This window comes from Sphingobacteruim zhuxiongii (genome assembly GCF_009557615.1).
GTDB lineage: Bacteria > Bacteroidota > Bacteroidia > Sphingobacteriales > Sphingobacteriaceae > Sphingobacterium > Sphingobacterium zhuxiongii.
Map to the genome: position 1 here is coordinate 1,657,538 of NZ_CP045652.1, position 16,015 is coordinate 1,673,552.

The 16,015-nt window shown below is 38.5% G+C and carries 13 protein-coding genes; 10 read left to right on the top strand and 3 right to left on the bottom strand.

The features are described from left to right. Positions 1-70: 70 nt before the first annotated feature. The 10 genes from GFH32_RS07220 to GFH32_RS07265 all read left to right on the top strand — a co-directional run bounded on the left by GFH32_RS07220 (position 71) and on the right by GFH32_RS07265 (position 11,467). Complete coding sequence (locus tag GFH32_RS07220; RefSeq protein WP_153510660.1) at positions 71-1,369, top strand: D-alanyl-D-alanine carboxypeptidase; 1,299 nt, start codon at positions 71-73, stop codon at positions 1,367-1,369. A gap of 39 nt (positions 1,370-1,408) precedes the next feature. Next, complete coding sequence (locus GFH32_RS07225) at positions 1,409-2,728, top strand: MFS transporter (protein WP_153510662.1); 1,320 nt, start codon at positions 1,409-1,411, stop codon at positions 2,726-2,728. Continuing rightward, positions 2,728-3,459: a (Fe-S)-binding protein gene (locus GFH32_RS07230; RefSeq protein ID WP_153510665.1), complete on the top strand. Its 732-nt coding sequence runs from the start codon at positions 2,728-2,730 to the stop codon at positions 3,457-3,459. The genes GFH32_RS07225 and GFH32_RS07230 overlap by 1 nt, the downstream gene beginning before the upstream one ends. A 19-nt stretch (positions 3,460-3,478) precedes the next feature. Continuing rightward, a complete protein-coding gene (locus GFH32_RS07235) occupies positions 3,479-4,357 on the top strand; it encodes a sugar phosphate isomerase/epimerase family protein (RefSeq protein WP_153510667.1) in 879 nt (292 codons plus the stop codon). A 5-nt stretch (positions 4,358-4,362) separates the two neighbouring features. Beyond that, positions 4,363-5,253 carry a hypothetical protein gene (locus GFH32_RS07240; RefSeq protein WP_153510669.1) on the top strand — a complete coding sequence of 297 codons (891 nt, stop codon included), beginning with the start codon at positions 4,363-4,365 and terminating at the stop codon, positions 5,251-5,253. Between the two features lie 96 nt (positions 5,254-5,349). Further along, positions 5,350-6,933 (top strand): peptide MFS transporter, encoded by a 1,584-nt coding sequence (locus tag GFH32_RS07245; RefSeq protein WP_153510670.1) that lies wholly within the window; start codon positions 5,350-5,352, stop codon positions 6,931-6,933. A 221-nt stretch (positions 6,934-7,154) separates the two neighbouring features. Continuing rightward, a complete protein-coding gene (locus GFH32_RS07250; RefSeq protein WP_153510672.1) occupies positions 7,155-8,687 on the top strand; it encodes a peptide MFS transporter in 1,533 nt (510 codons plus the stop codon). 123 nt (positions 8,688-8,810) lie between these two features. Next, on the top strand, positions 8,811-9,542 hold the full coding sequence (locus tag GFH32_RS07255; protein WP_153510674.1) for a polyprenol monophosphomannose synthase: 732 nt from the start codon (positions 8,811-8,813) through the stop codon (positions 9,540-9,542). 38 nt (positions 9,543-9,580) lie between these two features. Then, positions 9,581-10,603, top strand: a complete 1,023-nt coding sequence (gene ruvB / locus GFH32_RS07260; RefSeq protein ID WP_153510676.1) for a Holliday junction branch migration DNA helicase RuvB — start codon at positions 9,581-9,583, stop codon at positions 10,601-10,603. Positions 10,604-10,606: 3 nt separating this feature from the next. After that, positions 10,607-11,467: a hypothetical protein gene (locus GFH32_RS07265; RefSeq protein WP_153510678.1), complete on the top strand. Its 861-nt coding sequence runs from the start codon at positions 10,607-10,609 to the stop codon at positions 11,465-11,467. Here GFH32_RS07265 and GFH32_RS07270 read toward each other — a convergent pair. The 3 genes from GFH32_RS07270 to GFH32_RS07280 all read right to left on the bottom strand — a co-directional run bounded on the left by GFH32_RS07270 (position 11,450) and on the right by GFH32_RS07280 (position 15,992). Continuing rightward, on the bottom strand, positions 11,450-11,989 hold the full coding sequence (locus GFH32_RS07270) for a hypothetical protein (RefSeq protein ID WP_153510680.1): 540 nt from the start codon (positions 11,987-11,989) through the stop codon (positions 11,450-11,452). The two genes, GFH32_RS07265 and GFH32_RS07270, sit on opposite strands and share 18 nt — an antisense overlap. Before the next feature lies 1 nt (position 11,990). Then, the gene (locus tag GFH32_RS07275; RefSeq protein ID WP_153510682.1) at positions 11,991-14,480 is read right to left on the bottom strand and encodes a S9 family peptidase; all 2,490 of its coding nucleotides are present in this window, start codon (positions 14,478-14,480) and stop codon (positions 11,991-11,993) included. A gap of 90 nt (positions 14,481-14,570) precedes the next feature. Continuing rightward, positions 14,571-15,992, bottom strand: a complete 1,422-nt coding sequence (locus GFH32_RS07280; RefSeq protein ID WP_153510684.1) for an ATP-dependent DNA helicase — start codon at positions 15,990-15,992, stop codon at positions 14,571-14,573. Positions 15,993-16,015 lie beyond the last annotated feature (23 nt).

The following is a 16,015-nucleotide window of genomic DNA, read 5'->3' on the forward strand; positions in this document are numbered from 1 at the left end:
GAACCTTGTGTTTTCATAAGGTCAATCGTTTAGATTTCTCTTATATTTACGAATTATTGAATCACACCTTATGAAAAGAATCGTGGCAACTTTATGGGCATTGATCATGTCCTTTTCATTGTTTGCGCAAAACTATAGTGAGCTAAATGGACTATTTCAAAATTCTACCGTTTTGAATAAACATTATGTAGGATTTAGTTTATATGATTTAGCGTCTAAGCAATATGTCTATGGTCAAAATGAGGATAAGCATTTTACGCCAGCGTCTAACACAAAGGTATTTACACTTTATACTGCATTAAAGCTAATTGGTGATTCTATCCCCGCTATAGCATATGTTGAACGTGGCGATTCGCTTATTTTTTGGGGTACTGGGGATCCTACCTTTCTTCACCCAAAATTTAAGGATGAAAAAGTGTTTCAATTTCTGAGAGATTCGAATAAAAAGCTCTATTATTCGTCAGCGAAATCGCAAGAACCATTTTATAGAAACGGTTGGTCTGTAGAAGACTATGAATATTATTATCAACCTGAAGTTTCGGTATTTCCGATGTATGGAAATGTTATCCTGTTTAAAGAAAAATCAGGCAAGTTAGTGTTAAGTCCGAAATATTTCGATAGCCATATTAGTCATAAAGATGATACTACTTCACGATTCTTAATCCATCGAGATTATGGGTCGAATAAAATGGATTATAACTCGGTACCCTTGCCTAAGGAATATATCAATGAGAAACCTTTTCATGTTTCAGATAGCTTAATTCAAGCCTTATTGCAAGATACTTTACATCGCTCCGTTGGTCTTGTTGAATTACCACTACCTATGGATGCGAAGGTGCTTCATTCCGAGAAAACCAGTGAAGTGATTCGGGAGATGATGCTGCCGAGTGATAATTTCTTGGCGGAGCAATTAAATATGGTTGCTTCCTTTGTTAAAAACAGGTCTTTTCAGACGAAGAGCTTGCGTCAACAGATGCAAGATGATTTCTACCGCTTTTTTCCAGATACGATTGAATTAAGAGATGGAAGTGGATTGTCTTCGTATAATAAATTTACGCCTCGTGCGATGGTGACTTTGTTAAATTGGATTCATTCAGATATTCCAGATGAGCAGACAAAGCTTCATTTATTTCCTGCAGGGGGATTAGAAGGTACGTTAAAAGGTGTATATCCTACGCCAGGAGGAAAAGCTTTTGTTTGGGCAAAGACAGGCACAATCAACTCTGTACATTGTCAGAGTGGCTATATAATTACGAAACAAGGAAGACGCTATGCGTTCTCGTTCTTAAATAATAATTTTATGGGAAGTGCGGGACCTATTCGGAAGGAGATGGTTAAAATTGTTACGCACATCTATGAAAACTTTTAGTCGTTTTAAATTCATTTGGCTATATTCGCTAGGTATTTTATGAAGATTTTCAAGAAAAACGACAAGCGATTAATTCGATCGTGGTCCATGTATGACTGGGCCAATTCGGCTTATAATTTGGTTATTACTTCGACCATTTTTCCAGTATACTATACTACGATTACTAGCAATAAAGAAACAGGGAATGATATCGTTTCTTTTTTTGGATTTGAGTTGATTAATACCGCTTTATCGAACTTTTCATTGTCCATTGCCTATCTGTTAATGGCCATTTCTTTACCTTTTATTTCGGCTTATTCTGATGCTGCGGGAAAACGTAAGTATTTCATGAGAATATTTACCTATGTGGGTGCGATTGCCTGTATGGGGTTGTTTTTCTTTAAGATAGAGACTCTCGAATTAGGGATTATATTTTTTGCGCTCGCCGCGATGGGTTATATTGGAGGGGTTGCGTTTAATAATTCCTACCTACCTGTCATTGCGACGCCCGACGAACAAGATAGAGTCAGTGCGCAAGGTTTCGCATATGGCTATGTGGGTTGTGTAACGCTGCAATTAATCTGCTTCATTTTTGTGTTCAAGCCCGATTGGTTCGGGATTACTGATCCTTCTTTACCGGCCAGATTGTCCTTCTTTTTAGTCGGATTATGGTGGATTTCTTTTGCGCAGATTCCATTTAGGTTTCTTCCAAGGAATAAGCCTACCATTGAAAATGAAAAGCTTTCATTCTTTGTGAAAGCAAAGAAGGAGTTTTTGTCGGTGTTTGAAAAAATTAAACAGATACCAGCAATTAAGCGCTTCTTACCTGCATATTTCTTTTATGCGATGGGTGTTCAAACTATTATGATTGTTGCAGCAGCGTTCGGTGAAAAAGTACTCAACCTAGGGGCGACAAAGCTAATTGCATCAATTCTTTTAATTCAACTAGTGGCCATTGGTGGAGCATTTATAATGTCTGCACTGGCAAAGAAATTTGGCAATATTAAAGTGTTGATATTTGTTGTTACGATTTGGATCTTCATTTGCGTCGGCGCATTCTTCTTAAATAGTGAATACCAGTTTTATGGAATGGCGTTCCTAGTGGGGCTATTAATGGGGGGAATTCAATCCTTATCGAGGTCAACATATTCAAAGCTTATTCCTACTGATGTGGAAGACACGACGGCTTTTTTTAGTTTTTATGATGTTTCAGAGAAACTAGCAATCGTTATCGGACTTTTTACATTTGGAATCATTGAACAGCTTACTCATAATATCCGCTATTCGGCACTATGTATGTCTGTATTTTTTATTATTGGACTGTTGTTGTTGTTTCGTGTTTTAAAATTTAATAAATTACAGATTATTCAAAGCAATTAATGCATAAAGTCGAGTTATTTATACCGTGTTTTATTGATCAGCTTTACCCAGAGACAGCATTCAATACAATCAAGCTATTGGAGAAAGCGGGATGTGATGTTATCTACAATACGGAACAAACTTGTTGTGGTCAACCAGCCTATAATGCTGGTTTTTGGGATGATGCAAAAGTTATTGGTCAAAAATTTCTAAACGATTTCACTGAAGAACATCCTATTGTATCGCCTTCTGCCTCCTGTACAGGTATGGTTCGCGAAGGATATGATGATTTATTTACGAATACTACGGATCACAATCGTTGTCGGGGAATTCAGCGCAATATATTCGAAATCTCGGACTTCTTAGTCAATGTGATGAAGAAGGAATACTTCGGCGCTGAGCTTGTCGGACGGGCAGTATATCATGATTCTTGTTCCGCCCTACGCGAGTGCAAGATCAAAGAAGAACCTCGCCGTCTACTAAGTCATGTTGGTGGTTTGGAGATCGTTGAGATGCGCGATCAAGAAAGTTGCTGTGGTTTTGGAGGGACTTTTGCAGTAAAGTTTGAAGGTATCTCTACAGCGATGGCTGAGCAGAAAGTGAAAAATGCACTTGCGGTAAACGCGGAGTATATTATTTCAACGGATGCTTCTTGTTTGCTGCAGTTACAAGCTTATATTGAAAAACATAAATTGGCAATCAAAACCATTCATTTGGTTGATGTCTTGACATCCGGTTGGGCCAATATCTAAGAATACTAATAAATAAAATATGAACTCAAGAAGAGAATTTTTAAGAAATCTAGGATTGGTAGCTGCGGGTGTGACGCTAGCGCCTTCATTAGATGTATTTGCTGCAAAGAAAGGTTGGTTCGAAATTTCATTAGCCGAATGGTCTCTGCACAAGAAATTGTTTAAGGGAGATTTGAAAAATATTGATTTTCCAGAGTATACAGCAAAGAATTTTGGTATTTACGGAGTTGAATATGTAAATCAATTCTTTAAAGATAAGGCACAAGATATGACTTACTTAAAGGATTTGAACAATAGAGCGAAAGATAACGGCGTGAAAAACGTATTAATCATGGTCGATGGCGAAGGTTCATTAGGTGATCGTGATGAGAACAAGCGTTTAAAAGCTGTAGAGAATCATCACAAATGGATTGATGCTGCGAATTTCCTAGGCTGTCGTGCTATTCGTGTGAACGCTGCAGGAGAAGGTACCAAAGAAGAGGTGAAAGGTCAAGTTGTAAAAAGTCTTTCGGCATTAGCTGATTACGGTAAAAAAGGAAAGATCAATGTAATCGTAGAGAATCATGGTGGCATTTCTTCTCATGGAGATTGGTTATCTGATGTTTTGAAAACCGTAGGTAAGAAAAACTGTGGTAGTCTTCCAGATTTCGGTAACTTCTATGAATATGACCGTTATCAAGGGGTTACTGATTTGATGCCATATGCAAAAGGTGTAAGTGCGAAATCACATGCTTTTGATGCAAATGGTAACGAAACTGGTATCGATTATGCGAAAATGATGGATATCGTGAAAAAGGCAGGCTATAAAGGTTATGTTGGAATCGAGTTTGAAGGGGATAAGATTAGTGAAGATGAGGGTATCAAACTAACGAAAGCCTTATTAGAGCGTTTAAAATAGATATCGTGAATAGGTATTTGTATAAAATACTGACGTTATTAATAATATGCTGTACTTCAATTGCTCAAGGGCAATCAAAAGTAGTAAAGCTAGAAGTATGGCAAGATAGTTTAGCAAGTTTGGGGAGCGCAATGTTCTCCAGACTTTCTGAACCTGAACGGATGCAGAAGAACTTCACCTTCGTGAAAACCCTCGTTTCTGCATTAAAGGAAAAGGAGTCCTATCAGTTTACCTTTTCGAAGCTTAAAATGATCTCTATTTTGAGCTCCCCTGATCAAAAGTTTCGTGTCTTTTCTTGGAATTTGCCGTTAGACGATGGTTCGTTTCTCTATTATGGAGCTATTCAGTTTCCGAATAAGAATGGGCAGCTGCAATTAATTCCATTACTAGATAAGACTTTTGAGATTAAAGATCCAATGTATGCACAAGTTCAATCTAATAATTGGTATGGAGCTCAATATTATGATATTCGAAAATTGGATGCGAACAGTTATGTACTTCTCGGATGGAAGGGACATCACGCAGACTATACGCAGAAGGTTATTGAAGTCTTGGAATTAAAAGGGGAGAAGTCTGTAAGCTTTGGTAAAAATGTTTTTACAGACGATCAGAAATTAATGCGTAAAATATTTAATTATACGCGACAAGCCAGTATGTATTTGAAATATAATACCGAAGTGCAACGCTATGAGTTTGATCATTTGGTACCAGCCGACCCGAAATTAAAAGGCAATTTTAAGTATTACGGTCCTGATTTATCTTATGATGCCTATTATTTGGAAAATGGGCGACTAAGATTTCAAGATGATATCGAGATCAACAATCCTGTCCGAGGCGATGAAGATCGCTTTTTAGCACCCAATCGGAAGGAAGTTAAAAAGGAAAGCGGTTTCTAAAAGCTGTGGAAATTGTAAATAAAAATTTGTTTATTTGCTTTCCGAATAAAATATTGTTCTGAATATAATCAAACATTAACAAAATAAGTATAATATATGAATCAAGAGAAAGACGCAGAATTGGTCCAGCACCTTGCGAAACAAGGGGTTGATGACAAGATGGTGATGGGCCATCCAGCCAGTCTTTTTGTACTCTTCTTTACTGAAATGTGGGAGCGTTTTAGTTATTATGGAATGCGTGCATTGTTAACTGTATTCTTAATTACAGAAATAGCAAAAGGAGGCTGGGGATGGACTAATGCTGAGGCCATGAATTTATATGCATGGTATACTGGATTAGTTTATTTAACACCTTTAATAGGGGGTATGATTGCCGATAAGTTAACCGGCTATCGTAAAGCCATTATTTTAGGCGCCTTGATTATGACTCTAGGACATGCGTCCATGGCATTAGAAACCTTTAATCAAAACTATTTCTATGTAGGCTTAGTGCTTATGATTCTAGGAAACGGACTATTCAAACCGAATATTTCTTCGATGGTAGGTCAATTGTATCCTGATAAAAGCGCTAAAAAGGATGCAGGTTACACCATCTTCTACATGGGTATTAACTCCGGTGCATTCCTAGGAATGTTGTTATGTGGTTATATTGGTGAAAAAGAAGGATGGCATTATGGATTTGGACTAGCTGGAATATTTATGTTCTTCGGTATGATTCAGTTTTATTTTGCGCAAAAGATATTTGGTATTATTGGTGAAAAGCCGGGTACTGAGCATAAACCGGGCGATAATTTAGTGAGTGTTCAAGAAGAAGATCACACGCCTGCAAATATCGTTAGAGATCGTTTGATAGTCGTGGCTGTATTGATGGTGGCGAGTATCTTCTTTTTCTTTGCTTTTGAACAAGCTGGTGGATCGATGACCATCTTTGCGAAGGATTATACGCAGCGCGTATTATCTGGTAACTCAGGAGAGATATTCAAATGGGTTGATGCCGCATTAACGATTTTCCCAATCGCCATAGTAACTTATGTATTATTTAAGCTTTCCCAGAAAATTGTTGCTAAATACCCGTTAACCGTAGTTTTTACCGCTATTTCCTTTGCCATTATCTGGGCGTTAGGAATCTGGAAAGTATACAGAGAATTCAATCTTGATCAAACAGAGGTAACCGTATCTTGGTTTCAGATTTTGAACTCATTCTTTATCATTACGCTAGCATCATCATTTAGTAAGCTTTGGGAAAAAGTATGGAATCCATCAGGTCCGGTGAAGTTTGCATTCGGATTACTATTGGTAGCTGTAGGATTTGTTGTTTTAGCATACGGATCGATGTCGATTCCACAGGGTGCGAAAACAGCATCTGTAAGTATGGTGTGGTTAATCTTAGCCTATTTCTTCCATACAACAGGCGAGTTATGTTTATCACCAGTTGGCCTATCGTATGTTAGTAAACTTTCGCCGAAGAAATTCGCAGGCCTTCTATTTGGTTTATGGTTTACAGCATCTGCGATCGCGAACTTTATTGCTGGAAAAACAGGTTCATATATTGACTATATCGTTCAAAACTATTCGATGACAACATTTTTCATGATTATCGCTGCATTGCCGGCAATAGCTGCAATATTCTTGTTATTGTTTAATGGAAAGTTGAAGAAAATGATGCACGGAATTAACTAATATCCGTTTATATTAAAAAAAAGGCCGCTTTGTTTAACGAAGCGGCCTTTTTTGTTTTTAAAGCATTAAATCCATGAATTAATAATTAAGTTAAATTATTACTTTTACAGTCCAGAAACAAAATCGCGTTTGGGAGCGCGAAAAAGTTTCCTTAAGTCGCTGTCTCGAATAAAAAAAGATAGTCCAAGAGGCAGGACTTACTGAATTTTACAAGTACAATTATGGCTATTGAAGCACAAAAATCTCTAGAAGAGATTCAAGATTTTAAAGGGAAGTATCCAAAACAGATTTGGAGACTATTCTTTTCTGAAATGTGGGAGCGATTCTGTTTCTACGGAATGCGTGGTATGTTGGTGTTCTTTATGATAACCCAGTTAAATTTCGGTGAAAAAGAAGCCAATCTTCAGTACGGAGCAACTCAAGCTTTTGTATATGCTTTCACATTTATTGGTGGTCTTTTCGCGGATAAGATCCTAGGCTTTCGGAAATCGTTGTTTTTCGGTGGCGTATTGATGATTGTCGGTTCAGTGCTACTGTCGATTGATACACATGAGTTTTTCTTCTTTGGTTTAGCGTTCATTATTATAGGTACGGGGTTTTTCAAACCGAATATCTCAACAATGGTGGGAGAGCTTTATAAAGATGGCGACAATCGTCGTGATGCTGGATTCTCGCTGTTCTATGCAGGTATTAACTTAGGAGCATTCTTAGGAGGGTATATTTGTGTTGCAATTGGTAAGGGATATATGCTGAGTTCTGTAATCGATGAGGCTCACCGTTGGAATGTAGCATTCGGTTTAGCAGCAGTGGGGATGTTAATCAGTTTAATAAATTTCCAGTTTACTAAACATGAATTAGGTCCAATTGGCTTGCAGCCTGGACATCCCGATGCTATCGTAAAGTCAAAACCTCTACCGAAATGGGTAGAATATGCTGTTTACGTTGGAACTTTATTATTAGTTCCTGTCATACAGATTATGGTTTCCAAAACGGAGTTTACAGATTATTTCATGTATACCATTGGTCCATTGACGTTGATTTATTTGTTTTATGAGATGTCTAAAGTCGAAAAGAAAGAGCGTCATAAATTAATAGCCGCGTTAATCTTTATCCTGTTTTCTATCGTATTCTGGGGTATTTATGAGCAGAGCGGTGGTTCGCTAAGCATATTCGCGGCGAAGAACTTAAATGACTCAATGCTCGGAGGAGCATTTCATTTAGATCCAAATGGCGTGAATAATTCTGGAGGAGCATTCTTTATTATCTTATTAGCACCTTTATTTGGTCTTTTCTGGTTGTGGTTAGCAAAAAGAAAAGTAGAGCCGAATACGGTTATTAAATTTGGATTAGGATTCTTGTTTTTGGGATTAGGATTTTATGTGTTATATGCGACGAAGTTTTTCGCTGTAGACGGAATGACCTCGCTTGATATATTCACCTTAGCCTTATTGGTAATCACAGTTGGCGAGCTTTGTTTATCGCCGATCGGTTTGTCTATTATGACGAAGTTGTCTCCAGCACGTTTGCAAGGTATTATGATGGGCATGTGGTTTCTAGCTAGTGCCTATGGACAATATGTTGCTGGATTAATCGGAGCCAATATGGCAGAGGCTAGAGAAGGTGATTCATTAATGGATAAACTAATCACTTATACGGAAGGATACAAGCAATTAGGACTTTATTCTTTAATTGCAGGGGCGATTTTGATTGTTTTATCCCCAATGATTAAAAAGTTGATGCACGGCGTTAACTAGTTTATAAAAGCTTATTTATTAGCCGATTTGTAGTAACAAATCGGCTTTTTTGCATTTAATGCCTAAGCCTATGGGGTTAATAGTTCCGCTAAATTACTACCTTTACATTTCAAAATGTAAACGGTGACAGATAGTATAGTTATTATTCCGACTTATAATGAGAAGGAAAATATAGAAAGAATCATAAGGAAAGTGTTTTCGATGGAGGTGCCCTTCCACATATTGGTGGTCGATGATGGCTCTCCGGATGGTACAGCTCAAATTGTCAAAAGTTTACAACAAGAGTATCCCGATCAATTACACATCGAAGAGCGTAAAGGGAAGTTAGGATTAGGAACGGCTTATATTCATGGCTTTAAATGGTCGCTAGCACGAGCATACGAGTTTATATTTGAAATGGATGCAGACTTTAGTCATAATCCTGATGATTTGATTCGTTTGCGCGAAGCATGTTTGCATGACGGAGCTGAGATGGCAATAGGTTCCCGATACATTAAAGGTGTTAATGTTGTCAATTGGCCAATGAAGAGAGTATTGATGTCATATTTTGCATCAGGCTACGTGCGGATGATTACAAGGATTGATATTCGAGATGCCACTGCTGGTTTTGTATGCTTTAGAAGGAAAGTACTACAAACGATTCCTTTAGATAAAATCAAATTTGTGGGCTATGCCTTCCAAATTGAAATGAAGTTTACAGCGATAAAATATGGCTTTAATGTAGTTGAAATACCAATTATTTTTACCGACCGTACATTAGGCACTTCCAAGATGAGTACCAAGATTTTTAAAGAAGCATTCTTTGGCGTTATTCAAATGAAAATCGCTAGTTTTTTTAAAAATTACAATAAATAACGAATTTTTCTGTTTAATTGAATAGAGTAATCCAAGATATGAACGAAAACCTAGATCCAAATGCAGAACGATTGACCCAAACGGAGAAAGACCTAGAGCGTGTATTACGCCCTCAGACTTTTGAAGATTTTACGGGACAAGCGAAGATTTTGGAAAACCTGTCTATATTCGTTCAGGCAGCCAAGCTACGAGGAGAGGCTTTAGATCACGTTTTATTACATGGCCCTCCAGGCTTAGGTAAGACTACCTTATCCCATATTATTGCCAATGAAATGGGTGTCGGGATCAAGATTACCTCTGGACCTGTTTTAGACAAGCCAGGCGACTTAGCAGGCTTACTAACAAATCTTGATGAGGGTGATATTCTATTTATTGATGAAATACACCGTTTAAGCCCGCTGGTTGAAGAATATCTCTATTCCGCAATGGAGGACTTCAAAATCGATATCATGTTGGAGACGGGTCCAAATGCACGTTCAGTTCAAATTTCCTTAAATCCATTCACGCTTGTCGGAGCAACAACTCGATCAGGTCTGTTGACTGCACCATTGCGCGCAAGATTCGGTATTAATTCTCGCCTGCAATATTATGATGCAAAGTTATTGACTGATATTGTTGTTCGTTCATCGAGTATATTGAATGTTCCGATTTCGGAGGAGGGGGCTTTTGAGATTGCACGCCGAAGTCGTGGGACCCCAAGGATTGCCAATGCGCTATTGCGTAGAACACGCGATTTTGCGCAAATAAAAGGCAATGGATCTATTGATAAAGCAATTTCTCAGTTCGCATTAAATGCGTTGAATGTAGATGAGAATGGCTTAGATGAAATGGATAATAAAATTTTGAGCACAATTATTGATAAGTTCAAGGGCGGTCCAGTAGGGTTGAAGACAATTGCAACAGCGGTTGGTGAGGATGAAGGAACCATTGAAGAAGTTTACGAGCCCTTTTTAATACAAGAAGGATACCTGATGCGAACCTCTAGAGGGAGAGAATGTACAGAGATTGCATTTAAACATTTAGGAAAAACTAATCATTACAAAGGAAATACATTATTTTAAATTATGCACTTAAAGAAAATACTAAGTTTAGGACTCATCTCCATTCCATTTTTGTTAAATGCCCAGGCCCTAAAGTGTCCTCCAGTTGATGCCTACGGAAATGCTAATCAGAAATTTGACCTCACTATGGGTGGCGGTGCGACTTGGTTATACGGTGATATCAATCATGAGAGCAATTTAGGATATGCAGGCGTATTAAAACTAGATTACAAACTTTACAAAGGTTTATACATTGGTGTCGAAGGACAACTGGGTCGACTTAGATCAAAAGGAAACGATAATCCTTTAGATCAAGATTGGGACCCTAGATATGTTATCAACCAATTTTATGCTACTGGACTAATTAACGCCACGGTCTATCCGTATCGTTTCTTTATTAACGAACGTGATCTTTTCCGTGCCAGCGGTTTCGAAAAATACGTATTAAATGGCTTTCACGTCTCTATAGGAGCGGGTGGTATTTTCAATAACTACGCTAAGGTGAATCGTAACTCTACTTATCGCTATAGAGCAAACGACGGTTCAGAGATCGTACAAGATATTCCTCCTGGAACTGTAAACGGTCCGCATGAAGTGACGGAAAGAACAGACGCCAACGGCAATGTGATTACAGGCAAGGCGTACAAACGTAAAACCAAGGATGTCTTATTTCCAGTTGTTAGTGCTGGGGTAGCAGTACCTTTAAATAAATACAGCAGCTTCTATAGAAGCGGATATTATAGTCTTGTCGTAAACACTCAATTTGCTTTCTCACAAGGCGAAGATTTAGATGGCTATGATCCATTAGATGCTGGTGGCTTACCAGCCAGCAAATACAATGATATGTACAACTTCACGTCTATCGGTCTACGATATACGTTTTAATATACGGTTACCTCGGCTTTTTAAAGCCGGGGTAGCTTCTTTTTCTAAAGCCAGCTCGATACGAATTCTCAGCTCGTTGGCAATCCAATCATATTTCTTAATCAAATCCGCAAGTATATCCATGACGTTGACTTGAACTGCGACAGGACAACTACTATTGTCGAGTATGACGAATGATTTCTCAAGGATGTGCTCTTCTTGCTCCTCAGATAATGTAAACTGTTTGTTCTTCTTGGAAAGCATCCACATCAGCAATTTGCTATAGCTACGTAGAACACTCCAATTGGCTGTATGGTAGTATATATCGATAATATCGGCGCCATACAAAGCGTATAGACGTTCATCTTTTAGGAAGAAATGCTCAATGTACCAAGCAGACCGAAACGCCAGTCTGTTATCATCTAATTGTCTACTCCATGCTATTAATTGTGGAATTGAGAAGTCATGGACGGTTTGATCAGTAATGCCAGCAGCACTATGGTTCAATAGTGCTGCTAACATTTCTTCTTTACTTTTTTTCATATTATCTTCTGATCGGGCGATCCTTGTTAATTTCCGTCATATCGACTTCATTAATCTTAGATTCACCTAACAAGTGCTCACTGAAATAGTCGGCCATTCTCCAAAAGAAATATTCAGTCATTTCCCCAAAAGCATGACGCTGTCCCGGAAGTAACACAAAATCAAAACGTTTGTTTGCCTTGATAAGGGCATCTACCATACGAATCGAGTTTGCTGGATGTACATTGTTGTCAATATCGCCAGTGACAATTAATAGCTTGCCTTTCAAGTTTTTCGCTAAATCGGAATTACGTTCAATTTGGTAATTGAATGTCGTATCGCCTTTCGCGGATACTTGTTCTTTAACACCATGATGCCTTTCGCTCCACCAGCGGTTGTAGATATTATTCTCGTGATTTCCAGCACCTGAAACAGCAACTTTAAAGAAATCTGGATAAACTAGCATCGCCGCAGTAGACATAAAGCCCCCGCCAGAGTGTCCGGTAATCCCAACACGATCGATATCGATGAAATTGTATTTGTTGGCTAGTTGTTCAGCCACAAATTTCTTGTCTTCCAAGCCATAATCTCTCAAATTTCCATATCCGTAAGTATGATACCATTTAGAGCGCGAAGGATGTCCTCCACGATTACCAACTGATACGACAATAAAGCCCATCTGAGCTAAACGATCAACGCGATCCATGCTTCTGCCGAAGCTTTTGTTCACAGCCTCTGTTTGCGGGCCAGGGTAGACATATTCTATGATAGGGTAGGTCTTGATGGAATCAAAGTCAAAAGGCTTGTACAAGACGCCATATAGGTCTGTAACGCCATCGGCAGCTTTAACCTTAAACGGCTCTGGGAATTTATAACCTGCAGCAAATAGCTGAGATAAATCAGACTCCTCCAATTTCATGATGAGCTGACCGTTTGAATTATATAGATTACTAACCGGAGCGGTATTAACACGGGAGAAATTATCAACAAAATAATTTGAACTCTCGCTGCTCGCAACTTGATGGTCGAAATCGCCTGGCGTTAATAGGTTAATTCTTCCACCATTTTTATTAACTGAATAATAGTAGGTGTAATATGGATCCGAATCTTTTTCTTTTCCGTTAGCTTTGAAAAGTAAGTTGCCCGTGCCTTCTTGATAAGCTGTTAATTCATCGCAATGGAAATCGCCTTTAGTAATTTGATGGATTAATTTTCCTTGCATATCATACAAGTAGAAATGTCCCCATCCATCTCGTTGAGACCAATGAATAAACTGCTTTCCATTGTTAACGATATATGGCTTCTTAACATCGAGATAGACGTTAGAGCGTTCCTCAACCAAGGTTCTCACCGTTCCGTCAATATTTACCGCGAGTATGTCAATACGTTTTAAATCACGGCTAGATCTTGCAATATAGAACTCCTTGTTGTCTCCATGCCAATAGTTGATATAGTAACGTCCTTTAAAGCTCTCTTTGCTTCTATCCTTACTCCAAGGACTAATTGTTTGATTCTTAAATGCAGAAACGTCGACGCGTTTGGCTTTTAAATCTGCCGAATTAAAGATGTATAATTCATTCTCAGTTGAATCAAGTTCACCTGGCATTAAGTATTTATACGTTTCTAAAGTCGGGCGCTTGGCACCTACATTGTTGATTACCCAAAGTGCACTTAAGTCTCTGTTATCCTTGCGCATTATAGAAAAGTGTTTTCCGTCAGGAGACCAGTTTAACCAAACTGAATTTCTTTTCTTCTTTTCATCTTCTTCCGATTTTTTGTCTCCGGTCGTAACACTATACGGTTCGCCGCCCCAACTATAATATTGAACCCCATCGGTAGTAATTTGATGCTCAACAATTGTCGAGTCCTTATCATCTTTGATCGCTTTTTGATAGTTCGCATAATCCATCCAATACAAGTTATAGTTCTTGCTGAAGAATACGCGAGAGGTATCCGGATTAAAACTTCCCCAAGATAGACGATCTTTCTTCTCTGTGCTATCACTTATCTCTTTCAATATGTTATTCGAAAGATTGTACTCAAAATAGAAGAGTTTCTTTTTGATCGTATCGCTCTTGTTCGTTAACTTCTTGATTTCCTCCTTTGATTTAACCGTGTCCTTGGTGCTTTGTACCTCAAATCGTACGATATTGTCGCTAGTTTCGTTGAAGCGAAGGTTCTGAATCGCTAAATGCTGAGCGTCGAATGGATTCTTTACAATTGAAGTAATTCTGGCTGCCATTTCCGAACGATTAAATAGTTCTTTTTTAGAACGTGTCTTCGGATCAACGATATACCAATATTTTCCAGCCGGACTGCTGTATTCATACCAAAACTTATCGGAGAAATTAATCCAATTCGGTGATACTTCAGTCGAGAAAATCATTGTCCTTAAGCGAGCTGGAGAAAACTTTGCTGCTTGTTGGTAATTTGGTTTTGCTAAGGTATTCTTTTCTTGAGCGAAAAGAATACCTGTGCATAAAAATAATAGGCTTAAATAAACTTTTTTCATTTATATGTTATAGTGTAATAAAGAAATAGCGAAAATATCTTTTTTCTCAGTTAATCACGCATACAAAATGTATCATTTTCGATAGGCAGATTAGGAATAGAACTTTTCATTGAAGTTTACTAAAAAAAGCTCTTGTGTTGCCCGTGTAATAGCTGTATAGAGCCAGCGAAGAAACTCCGTGTTCAGCATATCATCGTTCATATAACCTTGGTCGACAAAGATCAATGGCCATTGTCCACCTTGAGCTTTATGGCAGGTAATCGCATAGGCGAACTTGATTTGCAATGCGTTATAGTAAGGGTCTTTTTTAATAGCTTCCAATCGATCCTTCTTATATCCGATATCTGCATAGTCTGCAGCGATACGTTCGTAAAGTTCTTTTTGCTGATCGTATGGCAAGTTTGGCGAATCTACATATAGGCTGTCTAGCAATACGCGACATCGAATTGCGTCACCTTCGTTGTTATCCATAAACTCCAAGTATAGGTCAGCAAAGCGAAAACCATGCATATCATGTACATTACTAACTTTCTTAATCATCGCCATATCACCATTGGCAATAAATCCAGTATTCTTCTCGTCATTGTCTTGAAGCCAGTAATAATTGTTTCGCACAACCATAATTAAATCACCACCAGTAATCTCTTCCTCGCGAAACAAAATTTGGTTACGAATATGCCGGTTGTAAAGGTTCGCGGATTTGTTTGAGCGACAAATGACCATACAACTCTCCAAACCGAATTTGTCGTACGCATAATGAAGTCCCTCAATTAACTTATCGCCATTCATGCGAAAGATATCACGATAATTCTGTGTGACGAACTGTGGATAGCTATATTCTGGTGCTGCTTCCTCGAGCCTAATTTCATTCCGAATCTTTGTCGCGTTGAATAATATTCCCGAGTTTTTATCCTGTCTTACCACCTCTGTAAGCTCGTACTGCATGACCTGAAGCCCGAAAACGTCGGCAAGGTAGGCTGGGATCAAAGCGGGGCTTTCTTCCAAGCCGACAGGCGGAAGCTGTGCGATATCGCCAACGAACATGATCGAACAGTTCTTGCCTGATTGCACATATTGTAGCAAGTCGCTCAATAAACCATTCGAAAACATCGAAGCACCTTCATTTGAAATCATAGAAGCCTCATCGATTATAAACAGGGTGTTCTCATGTATATTGTCGGCAAGTTCAAAATCCATCTGAATGCTTGCGGCTGATTTCTTTCTATAGATTTTTTTGTGAATGGTTAATGCTTTTCGCCCGGAATACGACGACATCACTTTGGCTGCCCTACCCGTAGGAGCTAACAGGACGGATCTTTTCTGTAATCTCGGTAACACATTGACGAGTGCGCCAATTATCGTTGTCTTACCCGTTCCTGCATATCCCCGTAATACAAAGCAGCTTTCCTGTGCAAAAGTGAGTAAAAACTCCTCCAAAAGGCGGAACACTTCAATCTGCTGTTGTGTGGGCTGATGGGAAAACTGCTGTTGTAGTAGATTTTGAATATGCACATCCCAAAGTTATCTAAAAGGTT

Excerpts from the sequence above, each read along its gene's own strand:
- GFH32_RS07220 (WP_153510660.1), top strand. The coding sequence starts at position 71 with ATGAAAAGAATCGTGGCAACTTTATGGGCATTGATCATGTCCTTTTCA.
- GFH32_RS07225 (WP_153510662.1), top strand. The coding sequence starts at position 1,409 with ATGAAGATTTTCAAGAAAAACGACAAGCGATTAATTCGATCGTGGTCC.
- GFH32_RS07230 (WP_153510665.1), top strand. The coding sequence starts at position 2,728 with ATGCATAAAGTCGAGTTATTTATACCGTGTTTTATTGATCAGCTTTAC.
- GFH32_RS07235 (WP_153510667.1), top strand. The coding sequence starts at position 3,479 with ATGAACTCAAGAAGAGAATTTTTAAGAAATCTAGGATTGGTAGCTGCG.
- GFH32_RS07245 (WP_153510670.1), top strand. The coding sequence starts at position 5,350 with ATGAATCAAGAGAAAGACGCAGAATTGGTCCAGCACCTTGCGAAACAA.
- GFH32_RS07250 (WP_153510672.1), top strand. The coding sequence starts at position 7,155 with ATGGCTATTGAAGCACAAAAATCTCTAGAAGAGATTCAAGATTTTAAA.
- ruvB (WP_153510676.1), top strand. The coding sequence starts at position 9,581 with ATGAACGAAAACCTAGATCCAAATGCAGAACGATTGACCCAAACGGAG.
- GFH32_RS07265 (WP_153510678.1), top strand. The coding sequence starts at position 10,607 with ATGCACTTAAAGAAAATACTAAGTTTAGGACTCATCTCCATTCCATTT.
- GFH32_RS07270 (WP_153510680.1), bottom strand. The coding sequence starts at position 11,989 with ATGAAAAAAAGTAAAGAAGAAATGTTAGCAGCACTATTGAACCATAGT.
- GFH32_RS07275 (WP_153510682.1), bottom strand. The coding sequence starts at position 14,480 with ATGAAAAAAGTTTATTTAAGCCTATTATTTTTATGCACAGGTATTCTT.